The sequence below is a fragment of the Streptomyces phaeofaciens genome (assembly GCF_014648915.1).
GTDB lineage: Bacteria > Actinomycetota > Actinomycetes > Streptomycetales > Streptomycetaceae > Streptomyces > Streptomyces phaeofaciens.
Window position 1 is genome coordinate 571,358 of the sequence record NZ_BMSA01000002.1, and the last position, 16,218, is coordinate 587,575.

12 protein-coding genes and 1 riboswitch are annotated in these 16,218 nt (G+C 70.2%); of the genes, 6 read left to right on the plus strand and 6 right to left on the minus strand.

From position 1 onward, the window contains the following. Positions 1-54: 54 nt before the first annotated feature. A riboswitch (cobalamin riboswitch) is annotated at positions 55-179 on the minus strand. 52 nt (positions 180-231) lie between these two features. Further along, on the minus strand, positions 232-738 hold the full coding sequence (locus tag IE275_RS06080) for a GNAT family N-acetyltransferase (RefSeq protein WP_189708333.1): 507 nt from the start codon (positions 736-738) through the stop codon (positions 232-234). A 175-nt stretch (positions 739-913) separates the two neighbouring features. Between IE275_RS06080 and IE275_RS06085 the strand changes: the two genes are divergently transcribed. Beyond that, a complete protein-coding gene (locus tag IE275_RS06085) occupies positions 914-4,540 on the plus strand; it encodes an NACHT domain-containing protein (RefSeq protein ID WP_189708335.1) in 3,627 nt (1,208 codons plus the stop codon). A gap of 93 nt (positions 4,541-4,633) precedes the next feature. Here IE275_RS06085 and mctP read toward each other — a convergent pair whose 3' ends face one another. The 3 genes from mctP to IE275_RS06100 all read right to left on the minus strand — a co-directional run bounded on the left by mctP (position 4,634) and on the right by IE275_RS06100 (position 7,409). Continuing rightward, positions 4,634-6,262, minus strand: coding sequence for a monocarboxylate uptake permease MctP (gene mctP / locus IE275_RS06090; RefSeq protein ID WP_189708337.1), 1,629 nt, complete (start codon positions 6,260-6,262; stop codon positions 4,634-4,636). Continuing rightward, on the minus strand, positions 6,259-6,525 hold the full coding sequence (locus IE275_RS06095; protein ID WP_189708339.1) for a DUF3311 domain-containing protein: 267 nt from the start codon (positions 6,523-6,525) through the stop codon (positions 6,259-6,261). Before IE275_RS06095 ends, mctP begins: the two co-directional genes overlap by 4 nt. A 119-nt stretch (positions 6,526-6,644) precedes the next feature. Continuing rightward, positions 6,645-7,409 (minus strand): GntR family transcriptional regulator, encoded by a 765-nt coding sequence (locus tag IE275_RS06100; protein WP_189708341.1) that lies wholly within the window; start codon positions 7,407-7,409, stop codon positions 6,645-6,647. 444 nt (positions 7,410-7,853) lie between these two features. Between IE275_RS06100 and IE275_RS06105 the strand changes: the two genes are divergently transcribed. From IE275_RS06105 to IE275_RS06120, 4 genes are all read left to right on the plus strand, one after another. Further along, positions 7,854-9,134: an extracellular solute-binding protein gene (locus IE275_RS06105; protein WP_189708343.1), complete on the plus strand. Its 1,281-nt coding sequence runs from the start codon at positions 7,854-7,856 to the stop codon at positions 9,132-9,134. A gap of 94 nt (positions 9,135-9,228) precedes the next feature. Further along, complete coding sequence (locus IE275_RS06110; protein ID WP_189708345.1) at positions 9,229-10,218, plus strand: carbohydrate ABC transporter permease; 990 nt, start codon at positions 9,229-9,231, stop codon at positions 10,216-10,218. Then, the gene (locus IE275_RS06115) at positions 10,215-11,051 is read left to right on the plus strand and encodes a carbohydrate ABC transporter permease (protein ID WP_189708347.1); all 837 of its coding nucleotides are present in this window, start codon (positions 10,215-10,217) and stop codon (positions 11,049-11,051) included. The genes IE275_RS06110 and IE275_RS06115 overlap by 4 nt, the downstream gene beginning before the upstream one ends. Before the next feature lie 8 nt (positions 11,052-11,059). Then, positions 11,060-12,550 carry a glycoside hydrolase family 3 protein gene (locus IE275_RS06120; protein ID WP_189708349.1) on the plus strand — a complete coding sequence of 497 codons (1,491 nt, stop codon included), beginning with the start codon at positions 11,060-11,062 and terminating at the stop codon, positions 12,548-12,550. A gap of 125 nt (positions 12,551-12,675) precedes the next feature. Here IE275_RS06120 and nagB read toward each other — a convergent pair whose 3' ends face one another. Beyond that, on the minus strand, positions 12,676-13,461 hold the full coding sequence (gene nagB / locus IE275_RS06125) for a glucosamine-6-phosphate deaminase (RefSeq protein WP_189708351.1): 786 nt from the start codon (positions 13,459-13,461) through the stop codon (positions 12,676-12,678). A gap of 600 nt (positions 13,462-14,061) precedes the next feature. On the opposite strand from nagB, the gene IE275_RS06130 reads away from it, so the two are divergent. Then, a complete protein-coding gene (locus tag IE275_RS06130; RefSeq protein WP_189708353.1) occupies positions 14,062-15,528 on the plus strand; it encodes a sensor histidine kinase in 1,467 nt (488 codons plus the stop codon). A gap of 340 nt (positions 15,529-15,868) precedes the next feature. Here the strand turns inward: IE275_RS06130 and IE275_RS06135 are convergent, their stop codons facing one another. Further along, a complete protein-coding gene (locus IE275_RS06135; RefSeq protein ID WP_016639615.1) occupies positions 15,869-16,126 on the minus strand; it encodes a WhiB family transcriptional regulator in 258 nt (85 codons plus the stop codon). Positions 16,127-16,218 lie beyond the last annotated feature (92 nt).

Here is a 16,218-nt window from a genome sequence, read left to right on the forward strand (position 1 = left end):
TCGCGGTCCACCGGCCCACTCCACGAGGCCCGGACGGCAAGCACCCGAACCGGACGGCCGGGTGCGCTGTCGACAGGTCCTCGGACTGACTCCTGTGCACAGATATGCACAAGTACACCGTTGCGGGACAGTTCCGGATTCGCACCGGATTCCCCTGCGGCGACAGCGAGCATGAGCATACATCTTGTGCCCGCCTGTCGTGCCACCCCCAGATGTTGTGTCGGGGCGGTGTCAGAGCGTCAACTGATAGGTGAGGAGAGTGATGTCGTCCCACTCCGGCACGGGATTCCAGTCCCGCTCGGGTGTGCGGACGAAGCCGAGACGTTCATAGATGCGGTGGGCCGAGCGCATGGACCGCTGGGTCGAAAGGATCACCCTCACGCACCCCTCGACGGCCCGCGCACGCTCGACGCAGGAGCGGACCAGTGCCTCACCGGCACCCCGCCCGCGGGCGGCACGATCGACGGCGAGCATCCGGATCTCGGCCTCACCGGGCACCGCCAGATCGGCCATCGGCCCGGGGCCCGGCACGAAGGTCACTCCGCCGAGAAGACACCCGCCCTCCACGGCGACGAGAACCTCGGCCGCCCCGGCCCGCTTCGCCACGTCCCGCAGCTCGACCAGATACGCGTCGCTCTCCCCGAAGTCGAGCAGACCGTCGTCCAGGTAGGCCCGCGCGGTGATCTCCCCGAGCGCCGCGAACTCCCCGCGCTCCACCCGCCGTATCACGATGTCCATGCCGCCGAGTGTGCCGGACGCCCGGGTCGTGCGGCCGGGTGATTTTCGCCGGGGGCGGCCGGGTTGCGGTGCGTGCCGGGAGTGATTCCATGGAAGGAGGCGTCGGCGCTCCGCGGATCCTCCGTCCCGAGAAGCACTCTCGGAACCCGCAAGGAACCCGCAAGGAGAACGCGCCATGACGAGCGTCGTGCGTCACCCGCCGGGCAAGGACCGACCCCGCGCCGCGCCGATGGCGACCCTGGACGTCCGGCGGGCGGGAAACCGGGTCGGACACGGCCTCATGGGCCGCTGGCACAGCCTGACGATCCGTCTGGAGGCCCGCCGCGGGTCCACCCGGCCCAGGAAGTGGCGCCGCTACGTCTCCTACGCCAACGTCACCAGGATGATCTGGCTCGTCGCCGTGCTGGCACTGCTCGCCTGGGTCGGGGAGGGCCTGTTCATTCTCATCACGCACCAGACGACCGGCTTCGAGGAATGGCGGCAGGGCAACGAGGGGTTCGAGACCGTCTTCAAGTTCGTCGGCCCGATCCTCGGCGCCTCGATCGCCGCCACGCTCTTCCTGTTCTGGTGGTACCGCTGGACCAAACGGCGCTACCTCACCAAGGCGCTACGGGATCCCCGCCAGTTGGTGCCCACCGCGGGGCACGACACCGCCGAGATCGTGGGCCGCGAGGAGATCGCCCAGGTCATCGCCGAACGGCTGCGGGAGCGCGACACCCGTCGGCCCTATCTGCTCGTCGGCGGCGTCGGCGCGGGCAAGACCGCCGTCCTCGTACGGCTCACCGAACTCCTGGCCCACCAGAACGCCGTACCGGTTCCGATCCGGCTGCGGGACGCCGTCGACGGGTCCGACCTGAACTTCGAACGCCTCGCCAGACGGCGCTTCGCCGAGGAGGCGCCCAAAGGCATCCTGGCGCGCGGCAAGACCGACCGGGTCTGGCAGCAGCTCCTCGCCGACGACAAGCCGGTGGTCCTCGCCGACGGCCTCGAAGAGGCCCTCCTCGACGACGGTCAGGGCCACAACCGGGACAACATCATCCGCCGGGCCATCGAGCGCGCCCACGAGGAGAAACTGCCCCTGGTCATCGCCTCACGCCCGCACAGCCCGCTGGAGAGCACCTCCGCCGCGATCGTCGAACTGGAACCGCTCAGCGAGGAGGCGGCGCTGCGCTTCGTCGAAGCCGGCGTACCGGAGACCGACGAGCGGCTCGTGGACTGGATCGTGGAGACGGCGGAGGTGACCGAGTCACCGATCTACCTCCACATCGCCCGCGAACTCCACCGGCACGGAGCCCTGGAGCACGAACGCCCGGACGACGACCCCCAGCACCTGGGCACACGGGGCCGCGACCGGGCCGCCCTGCGCCTGTGGCTGCTTCGGACCTGGGACGAGGCGCTGTGCCGGGGGACACTGCGCGAGGACGTCGCGCTGACCCCGCGCGAGCGCCGCGACACCCTGGAGGTGGTCTCGGCCCTCGCCTGCCTCGGACTGCTCCAGGACAGCCTGGAGGTCGGCTTCGCGGAGCTGCTCCACCCGGACGTCCACCATCCCGGCGCGGGGCGTCGGGCCCGGGCCCGGGCCGAGCACCTGTGGGCCGGCCGACGCGGCTTCGACCGGTACGGCAGGCGCGGCAACGGCCTGACCGAATGGCACCGTCAGAAGATCTGGAACGCGCTCGGCGAGCGCCTCGGCGACGAGGAGAGCCGGCGGCTGCGCGAGGGCAACCTCGACCAGTGCCGCGCCGCCCTCGCCCGCTACGCGGCCCGCGCGCACCAGCTCGAACTCGTGGAGGGCACCGCGCGCAGAGTCCGCTTTCCGCACAGCATCATCCAGGCCTACTTCGGCTACCGCGTGCTGAACCACCTGGGCGAGCGGGGCGTCGGCGAGCTGGTCGAGCGGGCGCTCCAGCCGCCCGGACCCAGCCGTGAACTGCTCATCGCCCTGGTGCTGCTGTCCCGTCGACGGGCGGCGGCGCGCCCCGCGCCCGGCGGCGGCGTCCGAGCCGAGGTGCGCAAGGAACTTGCGGGGCTGGTGCGGCAGACCCCCGTGCGGGGCCGACCCCTGGCCCATCGGCTGTGCTCGGCCGCGGACCGCCGCACCGACGACCCGAAGGCCCTCGACCTCTACGCGGCGGCCCTGGAGATCGCGAGCGTGGACGACGACCCGAAGCTGCTGGGCACCATCATCAGGGCCGTGCGCGAGCGCTGGTCCGGGATCAAGGGCGACCGGCGCACCCTGGAGGACGCCAAGCTGAGGCTGCTCAGGCAAGTGGGAGCCGCGCTGCGCAAGGTCTCCGACCGGACGGACACCACCCCTCTGTACTGGCAGCTCTTCCGGCTGGGCATCGAAGAGCCCTCCTACTCCATCCGCCTGGCCGTCGCCCAGGAGTTCGGTACCGGCGGCAACGCGGCGTTCGCCGTGATCCGCGAACGCGTCGGCCTGAACAGCGATCCCGTCAAGGAGTACAACGACCGGCTCGACAGGCTGAAGGCATGGAAGCGAGGGGAATACGAGTCATGGGCCGCGCGCATGGGGCGGGCCAGGGCGGCCGGTCCCTCGTCGCGGGCCGCGTCGTCCGAGAGCGTCAGACGGCTGCAACAGGACCGGAAGGTACTGAACCGACGCTATCGCGAGCAACGGGTCGATCTCTTCCGGGAGTTCGTGATGCGGGCCTGGATGGTCCCCATGCTGCTGGGCTCCGTCGACGAGGCCCACCGCGACGAGGCCCGGGAACGCCTCACCAAGTGGCTGCGTCACCTCGACCCGAACTTCACCGGCGGTGCCCCTGATCTGCCGCTCGCCCTCGAGGCCGCGCTGGCCCAGGGCTTCAAGTACGCGGCCAACCGGCGCCACCGGCACCCGTACACCGATCCGGGCGGCCGCGCCGACCTGATCCGGCAGGCGGAGACCGTCCTCCAGCAGTCCCGGTGCTGGTACGCGCAGCTCAGCCTCCTCCAGGCACTGTGCCTGTGGGAGCTCGCGGACAGTGCCGGCGGCCCTGACCCGCGGGGACCCGCCGCCTCGGGGCGCAACGGCGGCCGCTCCGACGGACACGAGCCGTTCCAGCCGCTCGGCGGAGCCGCCGCCGTACGGACCGTGCGGCGCTGGCTGTCGATGGCGGGCACGGTGAACGCCTCGCCGGGGCGGTCCGACGCCCGTGGTGAGCCGGCCCGGCGGTGCCTGCATCCGTTCGTCGCCGAGGCCGGGGACCTGGTGGCCCTCGCCCTGGAGACCGGGCAGCCCGAGCGGTTCCTGTGGATCGACGAGAAAGGTGTCGCCGACAACATCGGCTCACGCGCGGACAACGCCGGGGGATACCGCAGGCACAGCCTGTGGATCGCGCCGTCGGTCGGCTGGAGCACCCTCGACCCGCGTGCCCAGCGCCTCGTCGCCGACGTCCTGGTCATGCTGAACCTCATCGAGCGGGACGGGCACCCGGACGAGGTCGAGGAGCGGCTCGCCCGTGCGGAGCAGCCCGGTATGCCGCTGCCGCCGTGCATCCGCAGGGACCGGGAACCGCTGCAGCCCGGACTGCGGATCGGCATGTCCACCCCGCCCGCACCGGGGTCGGGCTGTCTGCCCGACTGCAAGTTCCAGCTCTGCCCGTACCCTCCCAGGGGCTGGGTTCCCCGGGGAGAGATCCGCGAGCCGTTCTGCCGCCAGCAGCAGGCCCTGCTGCCCGGCAGCGTGCGGCGCTGGCTGCCCAGGGGGCTGCGCAGGAAGACACCGCACTGGGTCGGCATGCGCGTCCGTGAACTGGACCGCTTCTGGGACGCGATGGCAGGCCGGACCCGCGACTAGGACCCGGCCGGCGGGGTCAGGCCCCAGCCGTGGGGAAACACGAACGGCCGGACAGGTCCAGTACCTGTCCGGCCGTGCACGTGCCGATGAGGTTCAGTGCGAGGTGCCCGCCGTGGCCGGCGGCAGTTCGGTCTGGACGCCCGGGTCGCCCGCGTCCGCCGTGTAGTCCTCGGGGCGGGTCTCGTCGATGCCCTCGGGGGCCTTCGCGGCCTTGAGGACGAAGGTGAGGATCACCGTGACGACGACGTTCAGGACGAAGGCCGTGAGGCCGATGTAGCCGATCTCGCCGATGCCGGGGATCTCGTCGGACGAGCCGCCGAAGTGCTTCTGGGTCGGGGAGGCGACCCCGTACGCGGCGACCGTGCCGTAGACCATGCCGACCGCCCAGCCGGCGAGGAGGGCCCAGCGGTGGAACCAGCGGGTGAAGAGGCCGCCGACCAGGGCCGGGAAGGTTTGAAGGATCCAGATGCCGCCCAGCAGCTGGAAGTTGATGGCGACCGTCTTGTCCATGGTGAGGACGAAGACGAGGGCGCCCACCTTCACCAGCAGGGACACCAGCTTGGAGACCTTGGTCTCCTGCGCCGGGGTGGCGTCCGGCCTGATGAAGTCCTTGTAGATGTTGCGGGTGAAGAGATTCGCGGCCGCGATCGACATGATGGCCGCCGGGACGAGCGCGCCGATGCCGATCGCCGCGAAGGCCACGCCCGCGAACCAGGCCGGGAACATGTCCTCGAAGAGCTGCGGGATGGCCAGCTGGCCGTTGGTGACCTTGACGCCGGCCGCGATCGCCATGAAGCCCAGCAGGGCCAGCAGACCGAGCATCAGGGAGTAGAGCGGCAGGATCGTGGTGTTGCGGCGGATCACCTCACGGCTCTTGGAGGAGAGGGTCGCGGTGATCGAGTGCGGGTACATGAACAGCGCCAGCGCCGAGCCGAGGGCGAGGGTGGCGTACGTCCACTGGCCGGCCTCCGCCGGGACCAGGGAGCCGCGTGGCTTGCCGGTGGCCGGGTTCGTCTGGCTGAACGCCTCGCCCGCCTTGGCGAAGATGTCGTCGAATCCGCCGAGCTTGATCGGGATGTAGATGATCGCCACCGCGATGACGAGGTAGATCAGCGTGTCCTTCACGAACGCGATCAGCGCGGGCGCGCGCAGACCGGACGAGTAGGTGTACGCGGCGAGCACGCCGAAGGCGATCAGCAGCGGCAGGTCCTTGACGAACCAGTTGGTGTTCTCGCCGCCGCCGACGCCCATCACGTCGAGCACGGCCTGGATGCCGACGAGCTGGAGCGCGATGTAGGGCATCGTCGCGAGGATGCCGGTCAGCGCCACCGCCAGCGACAGGCCCTTGGAGCCCCAGCGCCCGCGCACGAAGTCGGAGGTCGTCACGTACCCGTGCTTGTGCGACACCGACCACAGACGGGGCAGGAAGGTGAAGATCAGCGGGTAGACCAGGATCGTGTACGGGACCGCGAAGAAGCCGGCCGCGCCGGCCGCGTAGATCGCCGCGGGTACGGCGACGAAGGTGTACGCGGTGTAGAGGTCGCCGCCGAGCAGGAACCAGGTGATCCAGGTGCCGAAGGACCGGCCGCCCAGGCCCCACTCGTCGAGGCTGTGCTCGTTCTCGGCCTTGCGCCAGCGCGCGGCCATGAAGCCGACGATCGTGACGGCCAGGAAGAAGAAGATGAAGACGGCGAGTGCCACGCCGTTCACGCCGTCGTTCACTGCGCCGCACCCCCGGTCCGGGTCTTGCGGGCGCGCTGGTCACGCTGCCACAGCTGGTAGGCGACCATCGTGAGCGCGGTCGAGACCAGCACCCACAGCATCTGGTACCAGTAGAAGAACGGGATCCCGATGAACGCGGGATCCACCTTGGCGTACGAGCCCACCCACAGCATCGCCACGAACGGCGCGAGCAGGCACAGGGCGATGACGACGCGCACAGGCGTCACCACCGGATCCCTGGTTCCTTCCGGGGTCTCTGACATCGGCGGCTCCCGTCCCCTCACTGATTGCCTTGATCACCGTTGTAATGCGCAGGCAATGTAAGTGACGGGTAAGCGCAGCGGAAGACCTCCTCCGTAGATCACCTCCGCTTCTGCACGGTTTACTCCGTGGGCCGCTTCAGACGCGCCACGAACTTGTAGCGGTCCCCGCGGTAGACCGACCGCACCCACTCCACCGGCTTGCCCTCCTGGTCGAGGGAGTGCCGGGAGAGCATCAGCATCGGCAGACCGACGTCGGTGCCGAGCAGGCCGGCCTCGCGCGGGGTGGCCAGGGAGGTCTCGATGGTCTCCTCGGCCTCGGCGAGACGGACGTCGTAGACCTCGGCGAGGGCCGTGTAGAGGGAGGTGTACTTGACCAGTGACCTGCGCAGGGCGGGGAAACGCTTCGCCGAGAGGTGGGTGGTCTCGATGGCCATCGGCTCGCCGTTGGCCATGCGCAGCCGCTCGATGCGCAGCACCCGGCCGCCGGCGGTGATGTCGAGCAGCCCGGCGAGGGTGTCGTCGGCGGTGATGTAGCCGATGTCCAGCAGCTGCGAGGTGGGTTCGAGACCCTGGGCGCGCATGTCCTCGGTGTACGAGGTGAGTTGCAGTGCCTGGGAGACCTTCGGTTTGGCGACGAAGGTGCCCTTGCCCTGGATGCGCTCCAGGCGGCCCTCGACGACCAGCTCCTGGAGGGCCTGGCGGACGGTCGTGCGGGAGGTGTCGAACTCGGCCGCCAGGGTCCGCTCCGGCGGGACCGGGGTGCCCGGCGCCTGTGTCTCCGTCATGTCGAGCAGGTGCTTCTTCAGGCGGTAGTACTTGGGCACACGCGCGGTACGGACGGTCGCCCCACCCTCGTTCTCCGCACTGCTGACGTCGGTGCTCATGGCCTGCCTTCCCGGCTCCGGGTGCCGAAATGGCCGACACGCCGTCGGCCGCGGCTCACATCGTGGCACGGCTTGGTGCGCGGGGTGTCCCGTGTGGGTGACCTCGCACGTCCGTGATCTCCCTGTATACCTTCACGCCCGCCCTTGGTCTAGTCCAAGATTCCGCTTCCGGGGGTGGCGGCCGGCCCGGTGGTACACCCGCGCGCGGGCGCCCGATCCCCCTCCGTTCCGGTGGCCGAAAAACGAAAAGTCCCTGCATATCGCGGTCGCGTAACGGACGACTCCAGCGCGCTCGAACACCCTTGACAGCCCTATTGGTCTGAGCCAAGCTCCCCCTACTGGTCTACACCAATGGTCCAGGTCCCGGCCCCACGGACGGTACGCGTTGACGCTCAACCGCGGCGGGGAGGCAGGGGGGTTTGTGGCATCCCTGAGGAGGGTGGCGTGAAGCGCAAGCTGATAGCCGCGATCGGTATCGCGGGCATGATGGTCTCCATCGCGGCGTGCGGGGACGACAAGGGCAGCGGGGACTCGAAGGGGACCGACGCCAAGGAGCTGACGGTCTGGCTGACCGTCGACGCCCAGAACAACTGGCCCGAGCTGGTGAAGGCCGCCGACGCGGCGGTGCAGAAGAAGCACCCCGGCGTCAAGATCACTCACGAGTACTACGGCTGGCCGGACAAGAACGCCAAGCTCGACGCGGTGCTCGCCACCGACAAGGCCCCCGACGTGGTCGAGATGGGCAACACCGAGATGCTCGGTTACATGGTCAAGGGTGCCTTCGCCCCCCTCGACGCCTCGAAGTTCGACAACTCCTCCGCCTGGCTGGACGGCCTCAAGGCCTCCGTGACCTACGAGGACAAGACCTACGGCGTCCCCTACTACGCCGGAGGCCGCGTCGCCAACTGGCGCAAGGACGTCTTCGCCGCGGCGGGAGTCAAGTCCACGCCGAAGACCTACGCCGAGCTGACCGCCGCCCTGGACAAGGTGCAGAAGAAGGAAGGCGGCAAGTTCTCCGCCTGGTACCAGCCCACCCGTGACTGGTACGCGGCCATGTCCTTCGTCTACGACGCCGGCGGCTCCATCGCGGTCGAGTCGGGCGGCCAGTGGAAGGGCAACCTCTCCTCGGCCGAGTCCCTGAAGGGCCTCAACGAGTTCAAGAACGTCGTCGACAAGTACATGCACGGCGACAAGACCAAGGACGAGTCCGACCGCTACATCGTCTACGGCCAGGCCAAGTCCGGCATGATCTTCGCCCCCGCCTGGGAGGGCGCCACGGCCGCCGCCCCGGAGAACGACAAGACGGGCAAGCTCAAGGACAACGTCGAGAACTTCGTGCTGCCCGGCCCGTCCGGCAAGAACCTCCCGGTGTTCCTGGGCGGTTCCGACCTCGCCGTCCCGGTGAAGTCGGACGCGCAGGACCTCGCCGCCGAGTGGATCAACGCCTTCACCGGCCCCTCCGGCCAGAAGGGCCTGATGGCCAAGGGCAACCTGCCCAACAACCTGACGGACCTCGCCCCCCTCAAGAACGACCCGGCGACGGCCGTCCCGGCCACCGCGGCCGAGTCCAACTGGTTCGTCCCGATGGCCCCCGGCTGGGGCCAGGTCGAGAAGGCCCAGGTGCTCCAGACCATGCTCCAGAGCATCGGTACCGGCAAGAAGTCGGTCGAGGACGCCGCGAAGGAAGCGGACGCCGCGATCGACAAGGTCATCAACACCAAGTGACCTGACAGCGGGGCCCCGTCGCACCCGGGAGGTGTCTTTCGGGGGCGGGGCCCCGCTCGTCGTACGACCCGAGGGACCGCTGAGGAGCGCGCGGATGAGTGCCGCAGACACGACCACCCCTGCCAAGGTGCCGCCGACGCGGCCGTCACCCCCACCACGGGCCGATGCGAGAAAGCCACCGGGACGGCGGGGTTCGGGCTCCGCCGGTACTCCCTGGCTGCTGCTGGCACCCTGTCTGCTGGTGCTCGCGCTGGTGATGGGCTATCCGCTGGTCCGCCTGGTCACCCTCTCCTTCCAGAAGTTCGGCCAGTCCCAGCTCTGGGGCTTCCAGCCCGCCGAGTCGGTCGGCTTCGACAACTTCGCGGGAGTGCTGGGCGACGGCGAGTTCTGGCAGGTCGTCGTCCGTACGATCGTCTTCGCCGCCGGCTGCGTGATCCTCACGATGGTCCTCGGCATGGTGATCGCGCTGCTCCTCCAGCGGGTCTCCGGCTGGGTGAAGACCCTGGTCAACATCGCTCTGGTGGCCAGCTGGGGCATGCCGGTCATCGTCGCCACCACCGTCTTCAAATGGCTGTTCGACTCCGACTACGGCATCCTCAACGCGGTCCTGAGCAAGCTCCCCGGGGTCGATCTGATCGGCCACAACTGGTTCGCCAGCGGACCGCAGGGCCTCGCCGTCATCATGCTGCTGGTGATCTGGGGCGCGGTGCCCTTCGTGGTGATCACCCTCAGCGCCGGCCTCACCCAGGTCCCGGCCGAGCTGGAGGAGGCCGCCCGGCTCGACGGCGCCGGCGCCTGGGGCGTCTTCCGGTACGTCACCCTGCCCATCCTCAAGCCGATCATCGTGATGCTCACGACCCTGTCGGTCATCTGGGACATGGGCGTCTTCCCGCAGGTCTTCGTGATGCGCAACGGCCACCCGGAAGCCGAGTTCCAGCTGCTGACGACGTACTCCTACGACCGCGCCTTCGTCGTCAACGACTACGGGCAGGGCTCGGCGATCGCCTTGGTCACCGTCCTGCTGCTGCTCGGGGTGGTCGCCGTGTACATGCGTCAGATGCTGAAGATCGGAGAGGTCGAATGAGCACGGTGTCCGCTCCGAGGCGGTCGAAGCTCGGCTGGAACATCCTCGGACTCCTCGTCTTCGTCGTCGTCGGCTTCCCCGTCTACTGGATGCTCAACACGGCGTTCAAACCGGCGAAGGACGCCATCGACCCGGATCCGAGCCTGCTGCCGACCAGCGTGACCTTCTCCAACTTCGGCCGCGCGCTGGACATCGCCGACTTCTGGGGCCCGGTCGGGCGCAGCCTGATCGTCTCCCTGGCGGTCGTCGTGATCGGCATGATCGTCGGACTGCTGGCCGCCCTCGCCATCTCCCGGTTCGCCTTCCGCGGCCGCAAGATCGTGATCGTGGGCATCCTGGCGGTCCAGATGGTCCCGCTCGTCGCCATGATCATCCCGGTCTTCCTGCTGCTGAACGACCTGAACCAGTACGACAGGCTGTCCGGCCTGGTCATCACGTATCTGACGTTCGTCCTGCCCTTCACGGTGTGGACCCTGCGCGGGTTCATCGTCAACATCCCGAAGGAGCTGGAGGAGGCCGCGATGGTCGACGGCTGCACCCGCACCGGCGCCTTCGTCCGGGTCGTCTTCCCGCTCCTGGCCCCCGGCATGGTCGCCACCTCGGTCTACGCCTTCATCCAGGCCTGGAACGAGTACCTCTACGCCCTGATGCTGCTCAGCCAGAAGAACCAGACCGCGACCGTGTGGCTCGGCAACTTCACCACCAAGCACGGCACCGAGTACGCCCCGATGATGGCCGGCGCCACGATGATGGCCGTCCCCATCGTCGTCCTGTTCCTCCTCGTCCAGCGCAAGATGGCCGCGGGTCTCACCGCGGGCGCGGTGAAGGGATGACGCCCCCGATGACGACGATCGCCAGTGGCAGCGACACTCTGACGCGCGACGCCCTGACCGTCCTCCAGCCCGGTTTCACCGGGGTGACCGCCCCCGACTGGCTGCTGCGCCGCGTCGGCGAAGGCCTCGCCTCGGTCGGCCTGTTCGGCCGCAACATCGCCTCCCCGGAGCAACTCGCCGCTCTCACCGCCCAGTTGCGCGCCGAACGGGACGACGTCCTGGTCGCGATCGACGAGGAGGGCGGCGACGTCACCCGGCTGGAGGTGCGCACCGGCTCCTCCTTCCCCGGCAACCACGCCCTGGGCGCGGTGGACGACGTGGACCTGACCCGCAAGGTCGCCCGCGAGCTGGGCCGCCGGCTCGCGGAGTGCGGCGTGAACCTGAACTGGGCCCCGTCGGCGGACGTGAACTCCAACCCGGCGAACCCGGTCATCGGCGTCCGCTCCTTCGGCGCCGACCCCGCTCTGGTCGCCCGGCACACCGCCGCCTACGTCACCGGCCTCCAGTCCGCGGGCGTGGCGGCCTGCACCAAGCACTTCCCGGGCCACGGCGACACGGCCGTCGACTCCCACCACGCGCTGCCCCGCATCGACGTACCGGCCGACGTCCTGCCGGACCGCGAGCTGATCCCGTTCCGCGCGGCCATCGACGCCGGCACCCGGGCCGTCATGAGCGCCCACATCCTGGTCCCGGCCCTGGACCCGGTCCGCCCGGCCACGCTGTCCCGCCGCATCCTCACCGGTCTCCTGCGCGAGGAACTCGGCTACGACGGCCTGATCGTCACCGACGGCATGGAGATGCAGGCGATCGCCGGCACCTACGGCATCGAGCGCGGCAGCGTCCTCGCGATCGCGGCCGGCGCCGACGCCATCTGCGTGGGCGGCGGCCTCGCCGACGACGAGACGGTACGCCGGCTGCGCGACGCGCTGGTCACCGCCGTGCGCACCGGCGAACTCCCCGAGGAACGCCTCGCCGACGCGGCGCGGCGGGTACGGGCCCTGGCCCGCTGGACGGCGTCGGCATCCGCCACGACCGTCGAGGCCGAGCCGGAGATCGGCCTGACCGCCGCCCGCCGGGCCCTTCGCGACACCGCCCCGGACGGCTTCACCCCGCTCACCGAGCCCCCGTACGTCGCCGCCCTCACCCCGGTCGCCAACATCGCCGTCGGCGACGAGACGCCGTGGGGTGTGGCCGCGGAACTGGCCCGGCTGCTGCCGGGGACCCGGACGGGCAGCTTCACCGGGGACGACGCCGGCCGCGCGGCGCTGGCCGACGCGGGGGAGCGGCGGATCGTCGCCGTGGTCCGCGACGAACACCGTCACCCCTGGATGGCGGCGGCCCTCGACACCCTCCTGGCGGCCCGCCCGGACACGGTCGTCGTCGAGATGGGCGTTCCCCAGGCCACGCCCCGCGGCGCCCTGCACCTGGCCACCCACGGCGCGGCGAGGGCCTGCGGCCGGGCCGCGGCGGAGTTCGTCACCGGCCGCCGGGCGGACTGATCACGAGCGAAGGCGCCGGGTTCCCGACAGGAACCCGGCGCCTTCGCGTTTCCGGACCGTGCTTCCGGCCGGCAGGCCCGGACAAGCAGGTCCAGTGGGCCTGGACGGCAGGCCCGGACCTGTCCTCAGATGCCCTGCCAGTCAGGCTTGGCGGCGTAGGTGTGGCGGAAGTAGTCCGCGAGCTTCAGCTTGGACGCCGCGGCTTCGTCGACCACGACGGTGGCGTGCGGGTGCAGCTGGAGCGCGGAGGCGGGGCAGATCGCGGCGACCGGGCCCTCGACGGTGGCCGCGACGGCGTCCGCCTTGCCCTCGCCCGTCGCCAGCAGCACCAGGTGCCGTGCCTCCAGGATCGTGCCGATGCCCTGGGTGATCACGTGGTGCGGGACCTGCTCGATGTCGCCGTCGAAGAAGCGCGCGTTGTCGACGCGGGTCTGCTCGGTCAGCGTCTTGATCCGGGTGCGCGAGGCCAGCGAGGAGCACGGTTCGTTGAAGCCGATGTGCCCGTCGGTCCCGATCCCCAGCAGCTGGAGGTCCACCCCGCCGGCCGTCGCCAGCGCCGCGTCGTACGCCTCGCAGGCCGCCTGGATGTCCCCGGCCGTGCCGTCGGGCCCGAGGAACGCGTCCATTCCGATGCCCAGCGGCTCCAGTACCTCGCGCCGCAGCACCGAGCGATAGGACTCGGGGTGCTCGGCGGGCAGCCCCACGTACTCGTCGAGCTGGGCGATCCGCGCCCGCGCGGTGTCCACGGAGCCGGCCCGCACCTTGGCCGCCAGCGCCTCGTAGACGGGCAGCGGGGTGGAGCCGGTGGCCACGCCGAGCACGGCGTCCGGCTTGCGCCGCAGCAGCTGCGCCATGGCCTCGGCGATGAGTTCGCCGCCCGACTCGGCGTCCGGAACGATGACAACTTCCACGCTGGGCCTGCCGTTCTGGAGAGATCTGAAGGGGCTGCAAGGCTATGTGGTTTAGACCAATCTAGCAGAGCTGGGTGAGGGTGGCATGGCCGTCGGGCGGGGTCCGGGCGAACCCCGGCCGTCCGCCCGGTGTCGCCTCCGGAGCGCCTGCGGGTCGCGGTCCGGGAGTGCGCCGCGGACCCTCGCGCAAATTGCCCCCTCGAACTGGCCCCGCGCGGGAACTCGCACAGGCTAGGCTGCGTTGTGGATGCTAGGGCGTCCGAATAGTCGGCGCGTCCACAACAACCGACAGCCTCCCCCTCATGGACACACCTAGTGGTCTAGTCCACAATGGCGGGAGTAGCAGGAGAAGCAACACCAAGAACTTCCGTCTTCCCCGCACAGGAAGGCGGACCGAGGGTCCGGAGCTCTCTGCCCTGACTGCCCCGGCTCCTCACCTTCGGCCGACGGGACCGCACACCCCGCGGCCGATATTGCTCCGGGCTGCGGTGCCGGGAGGGTTGAGGGTCCCTCCCAGGCGCCGCGGCCCGCGGGTGTTTCCGGGGCACGGTGTTTTTAGGCCAGGGACAGACCCGCGGGTACGCTCGCAGCGTGCCCTCCATGAACGAACTCGTACACCAGCACACCGCCCTCGACGACTCCGACCTCGAGTGGCTCCACCTGCTGGTCTCGGAGTGGCAGCTGCTCTCCGACCTCTCCTTCGCCGACCTGGTCCTGTGGGTCCCCACGAGCGACGGCACCCGCTATGTCTCGGTGGCCCAGATGCGCCCCAACACGGGCCCGACCTCGTACCAGGACGACATGGTCGGCCACCTGGTGCCGCGCGGCCGCCGTCCCCTGCTGGACGCCGCCCTCGACGAGGGCCGGATCGTGCGCGAGGGCGACCCGGAGTGGCGCGAAGAGGTCCCCGTCCGGGTCGAGTCCATTCCCGTACGGCGCGAGGGCCGCGTGCTCGGCGTCATCGCCCGCAACACCAACCTGCTCACCGTGCGCACCCCGAGCCGGCTGGAACTGACCTATCTCCAGAGCGCCTCCGACCTCGCCCAGATGATCGCGGCCGGCTCCTTCCCCTTCGCCGGCCAGCAGATGGACATGGACGCCGCCCCGCGCGTCGGTGACGGTCTGATCCGGGTCGACGGCGACGGCATCGTCCAGTACGCCTCCCCGAACGCGCTCTCCGCCTACCACCGCCTCGGCCTCGCCTCCGACCTCGTCGGCCACCACCTCGGGCAGACCACGGCCGAACTCGCCCCCACCCGGGGCCCGGTGGACGAGGCGCTCGCCAAGCTCGCCAGCGGCTGGGCACCCCGCGAGTTCGAGATCGAGGCCAAGGACGGGGCCATCCAGTTCCGCACGATCCCGCTCAAGCCCAAGGGCACCCGCATCGGCTCGCTCGTCCTGCTCCGGGACGTCACCGAACTGCGCCGCCGCGAGCGCGAGTTGATCACCAAGGACGCGACCATCCGGGAGATCCACCACCGGGTGAAGAACAACCTCCAGACCGTCGCCGCCCTGCTGCGCCTCCAGGCCCGCCGGATCGAGTCCGAGCGCGGCCGCGAGGCCCTGGAGGAGGCGGTCCGCCGGGTCGGCTCGATCGCCATCGTCCACGAGACGCTGTCCCAGAACCTGGACGAGCGGGTGGAGTTCGACGAGATCGCCGACCGGGTCCTCGCCATGGTCGCCGAGATCTCGCCGGGCAAGGTCACCGGCCGGCGCAGCGGACGCTTCGGCATCCTGGACGCGGAGGTCGCCACCCCGCTCTCCATGGTGCTCACCGAGATCCTCCAGAACGCGCTGGAGCACGGCTTCCGGGAGGGCGACACCGGCACGGTCGAGGTGTCGGCGGTCCGCGGCGGTACGACGAAGGAGGCCCGTCTGCTGGTCACCGTGCAGGACGACGGCGTGGGCCTGCCCGAGGGCTTCGACCCGCACACCTCCGGCAACCTCGGCCTCCAGATCGTACGGACCCTGGTGGAGGGGGAGTTGGGGGGAACCTTCGACATGGTCCCGGCGCCGGAGCGCGGCACGCAGGTGATCCTCGACCTTCCGGTGCGGGCGCAGAAGTAGGAGCGCGAACGCCGGCCCGCGCCCGCCGAAGTGCAGCCGTCCGAGTGGGCCGTGGGGAATGCGGGCGCGACCCGTGCGGGTGCGGCAATGCGTGCATAGGAATGCGCGCCGAGGAATGCGCATGGGGAATGCGCGCGGAGGAATGTGCGCCGAGGAATTCGGTGGAGGGTCCGGCCGGGGACAGCAAGAAGCCCCGGACCGTTCAGGGGTCCGGGGCTCAAATGCTCGTTGCCAGCGATTAGCTGCGCATCGGGGGTACTGCGCGCTGCGGCTCGGGGGCGGGAGTTGCGTACTCGCTGTACGCGCCGCCAAGCTCAGGCTGTGTACGGGGCGGGTGTTGTCAGGCGGAGGCCTGACGGGCCCGGTTGCGGGCGGCGCGGCGCTTCATGGCGCGACGCTCGTCCTCGCTGAGACCACCCCAGACGCCGGAGTCCTGGCCGGACTCGAGCGCCCACTGCAGACACTGCTCCATAACCGGGCAGCGACGGCAGACGGCCTTGGCTTCCTCGATCTGCAGCAGCGCAGGACCGGTGTTGCCGATGGGGAAGAAGAGCTCGGGGTCTTCCTCGCGGCAAACGGCGTTGTGACGCCAGTCCATGGCTGCTACCTCTCCTTGGTATTACGTGCAGGTTGCTTGTGAATGTGAACGCTTTCACGAATCCCTCAACAAGTGAAGGGCCAGCCCGCCAG

What these genes read in the sequence shown, in the direction of transcription:
- IE275_RS06100 (WP_189708341.1), bottom strand. Translation starts at nt 7,409, where the DNA reads ATGAGCACCGACGTCAGCAGTGCGGAGAACGAGGGTGGGGCGACCGTC.
- IE275_RS06135 (WP_016639615.1), bottom strand. Translation starts at nt 16,126, where the DNA reads ATGGACTGGCGTCACAACGCCGTTTGCCGCGAGGAAGACCCCGAGCTC.
- IE275_RS06080 (WP_189708333.1), bottom strand. Translation starts at nt 738, where the DNA reads ATGGACATCGTGATACGGCGGGTGGAGCGCGGGGAGTTCGCGGCGCTC.
- IE275_RS06085 (WP_189708335.1), top strand. Translation starts at nt 914, where the DNA reads ATGACGAGCGTCGTGCGTCACCCGCCGGGCAAGGACCGACCCCGCGCC.
- IE275_RS06095 (WP_189708339.1), bottom strand. Translation starts at nt 6,525, where the DNA reads ATGTCAGAGACCCCGGAAGGAACCAGGGATCCGGTGGTGACGCCTGTG.
- IE275_RS06130 (WP_189708353.1), top strand. Translation starts at nt 14,062, where the DNA reads ATGAACGAACTCGTACACCAGCACACCGCCCTCGACGACTCCGACCTC.
- IE275_RS06120 (WP_189708349.1), top strand. Translation starts at nt 11,060, where the DNA reads ATGACGACGATCGCCAGTGGCAGCGACACTCTGACGCGCGACGCCCTG.
- IE275_RS06115 (WP_189708347.1), top strand. Translation starts at nt 10,215, where the DNA reads ATGAGCACGGTGTCCGCTCCGAGGCGGTCGAAGCTCGGCTGGAACATC.
- IE275_RS06110 (WP_189708345.1), top strand. Translation starts at nt 9,229, where the DNA reads ATGAGTGCCGCAGACACGACCACCCCTGCCAAGGTGCCGCCGACGCGG.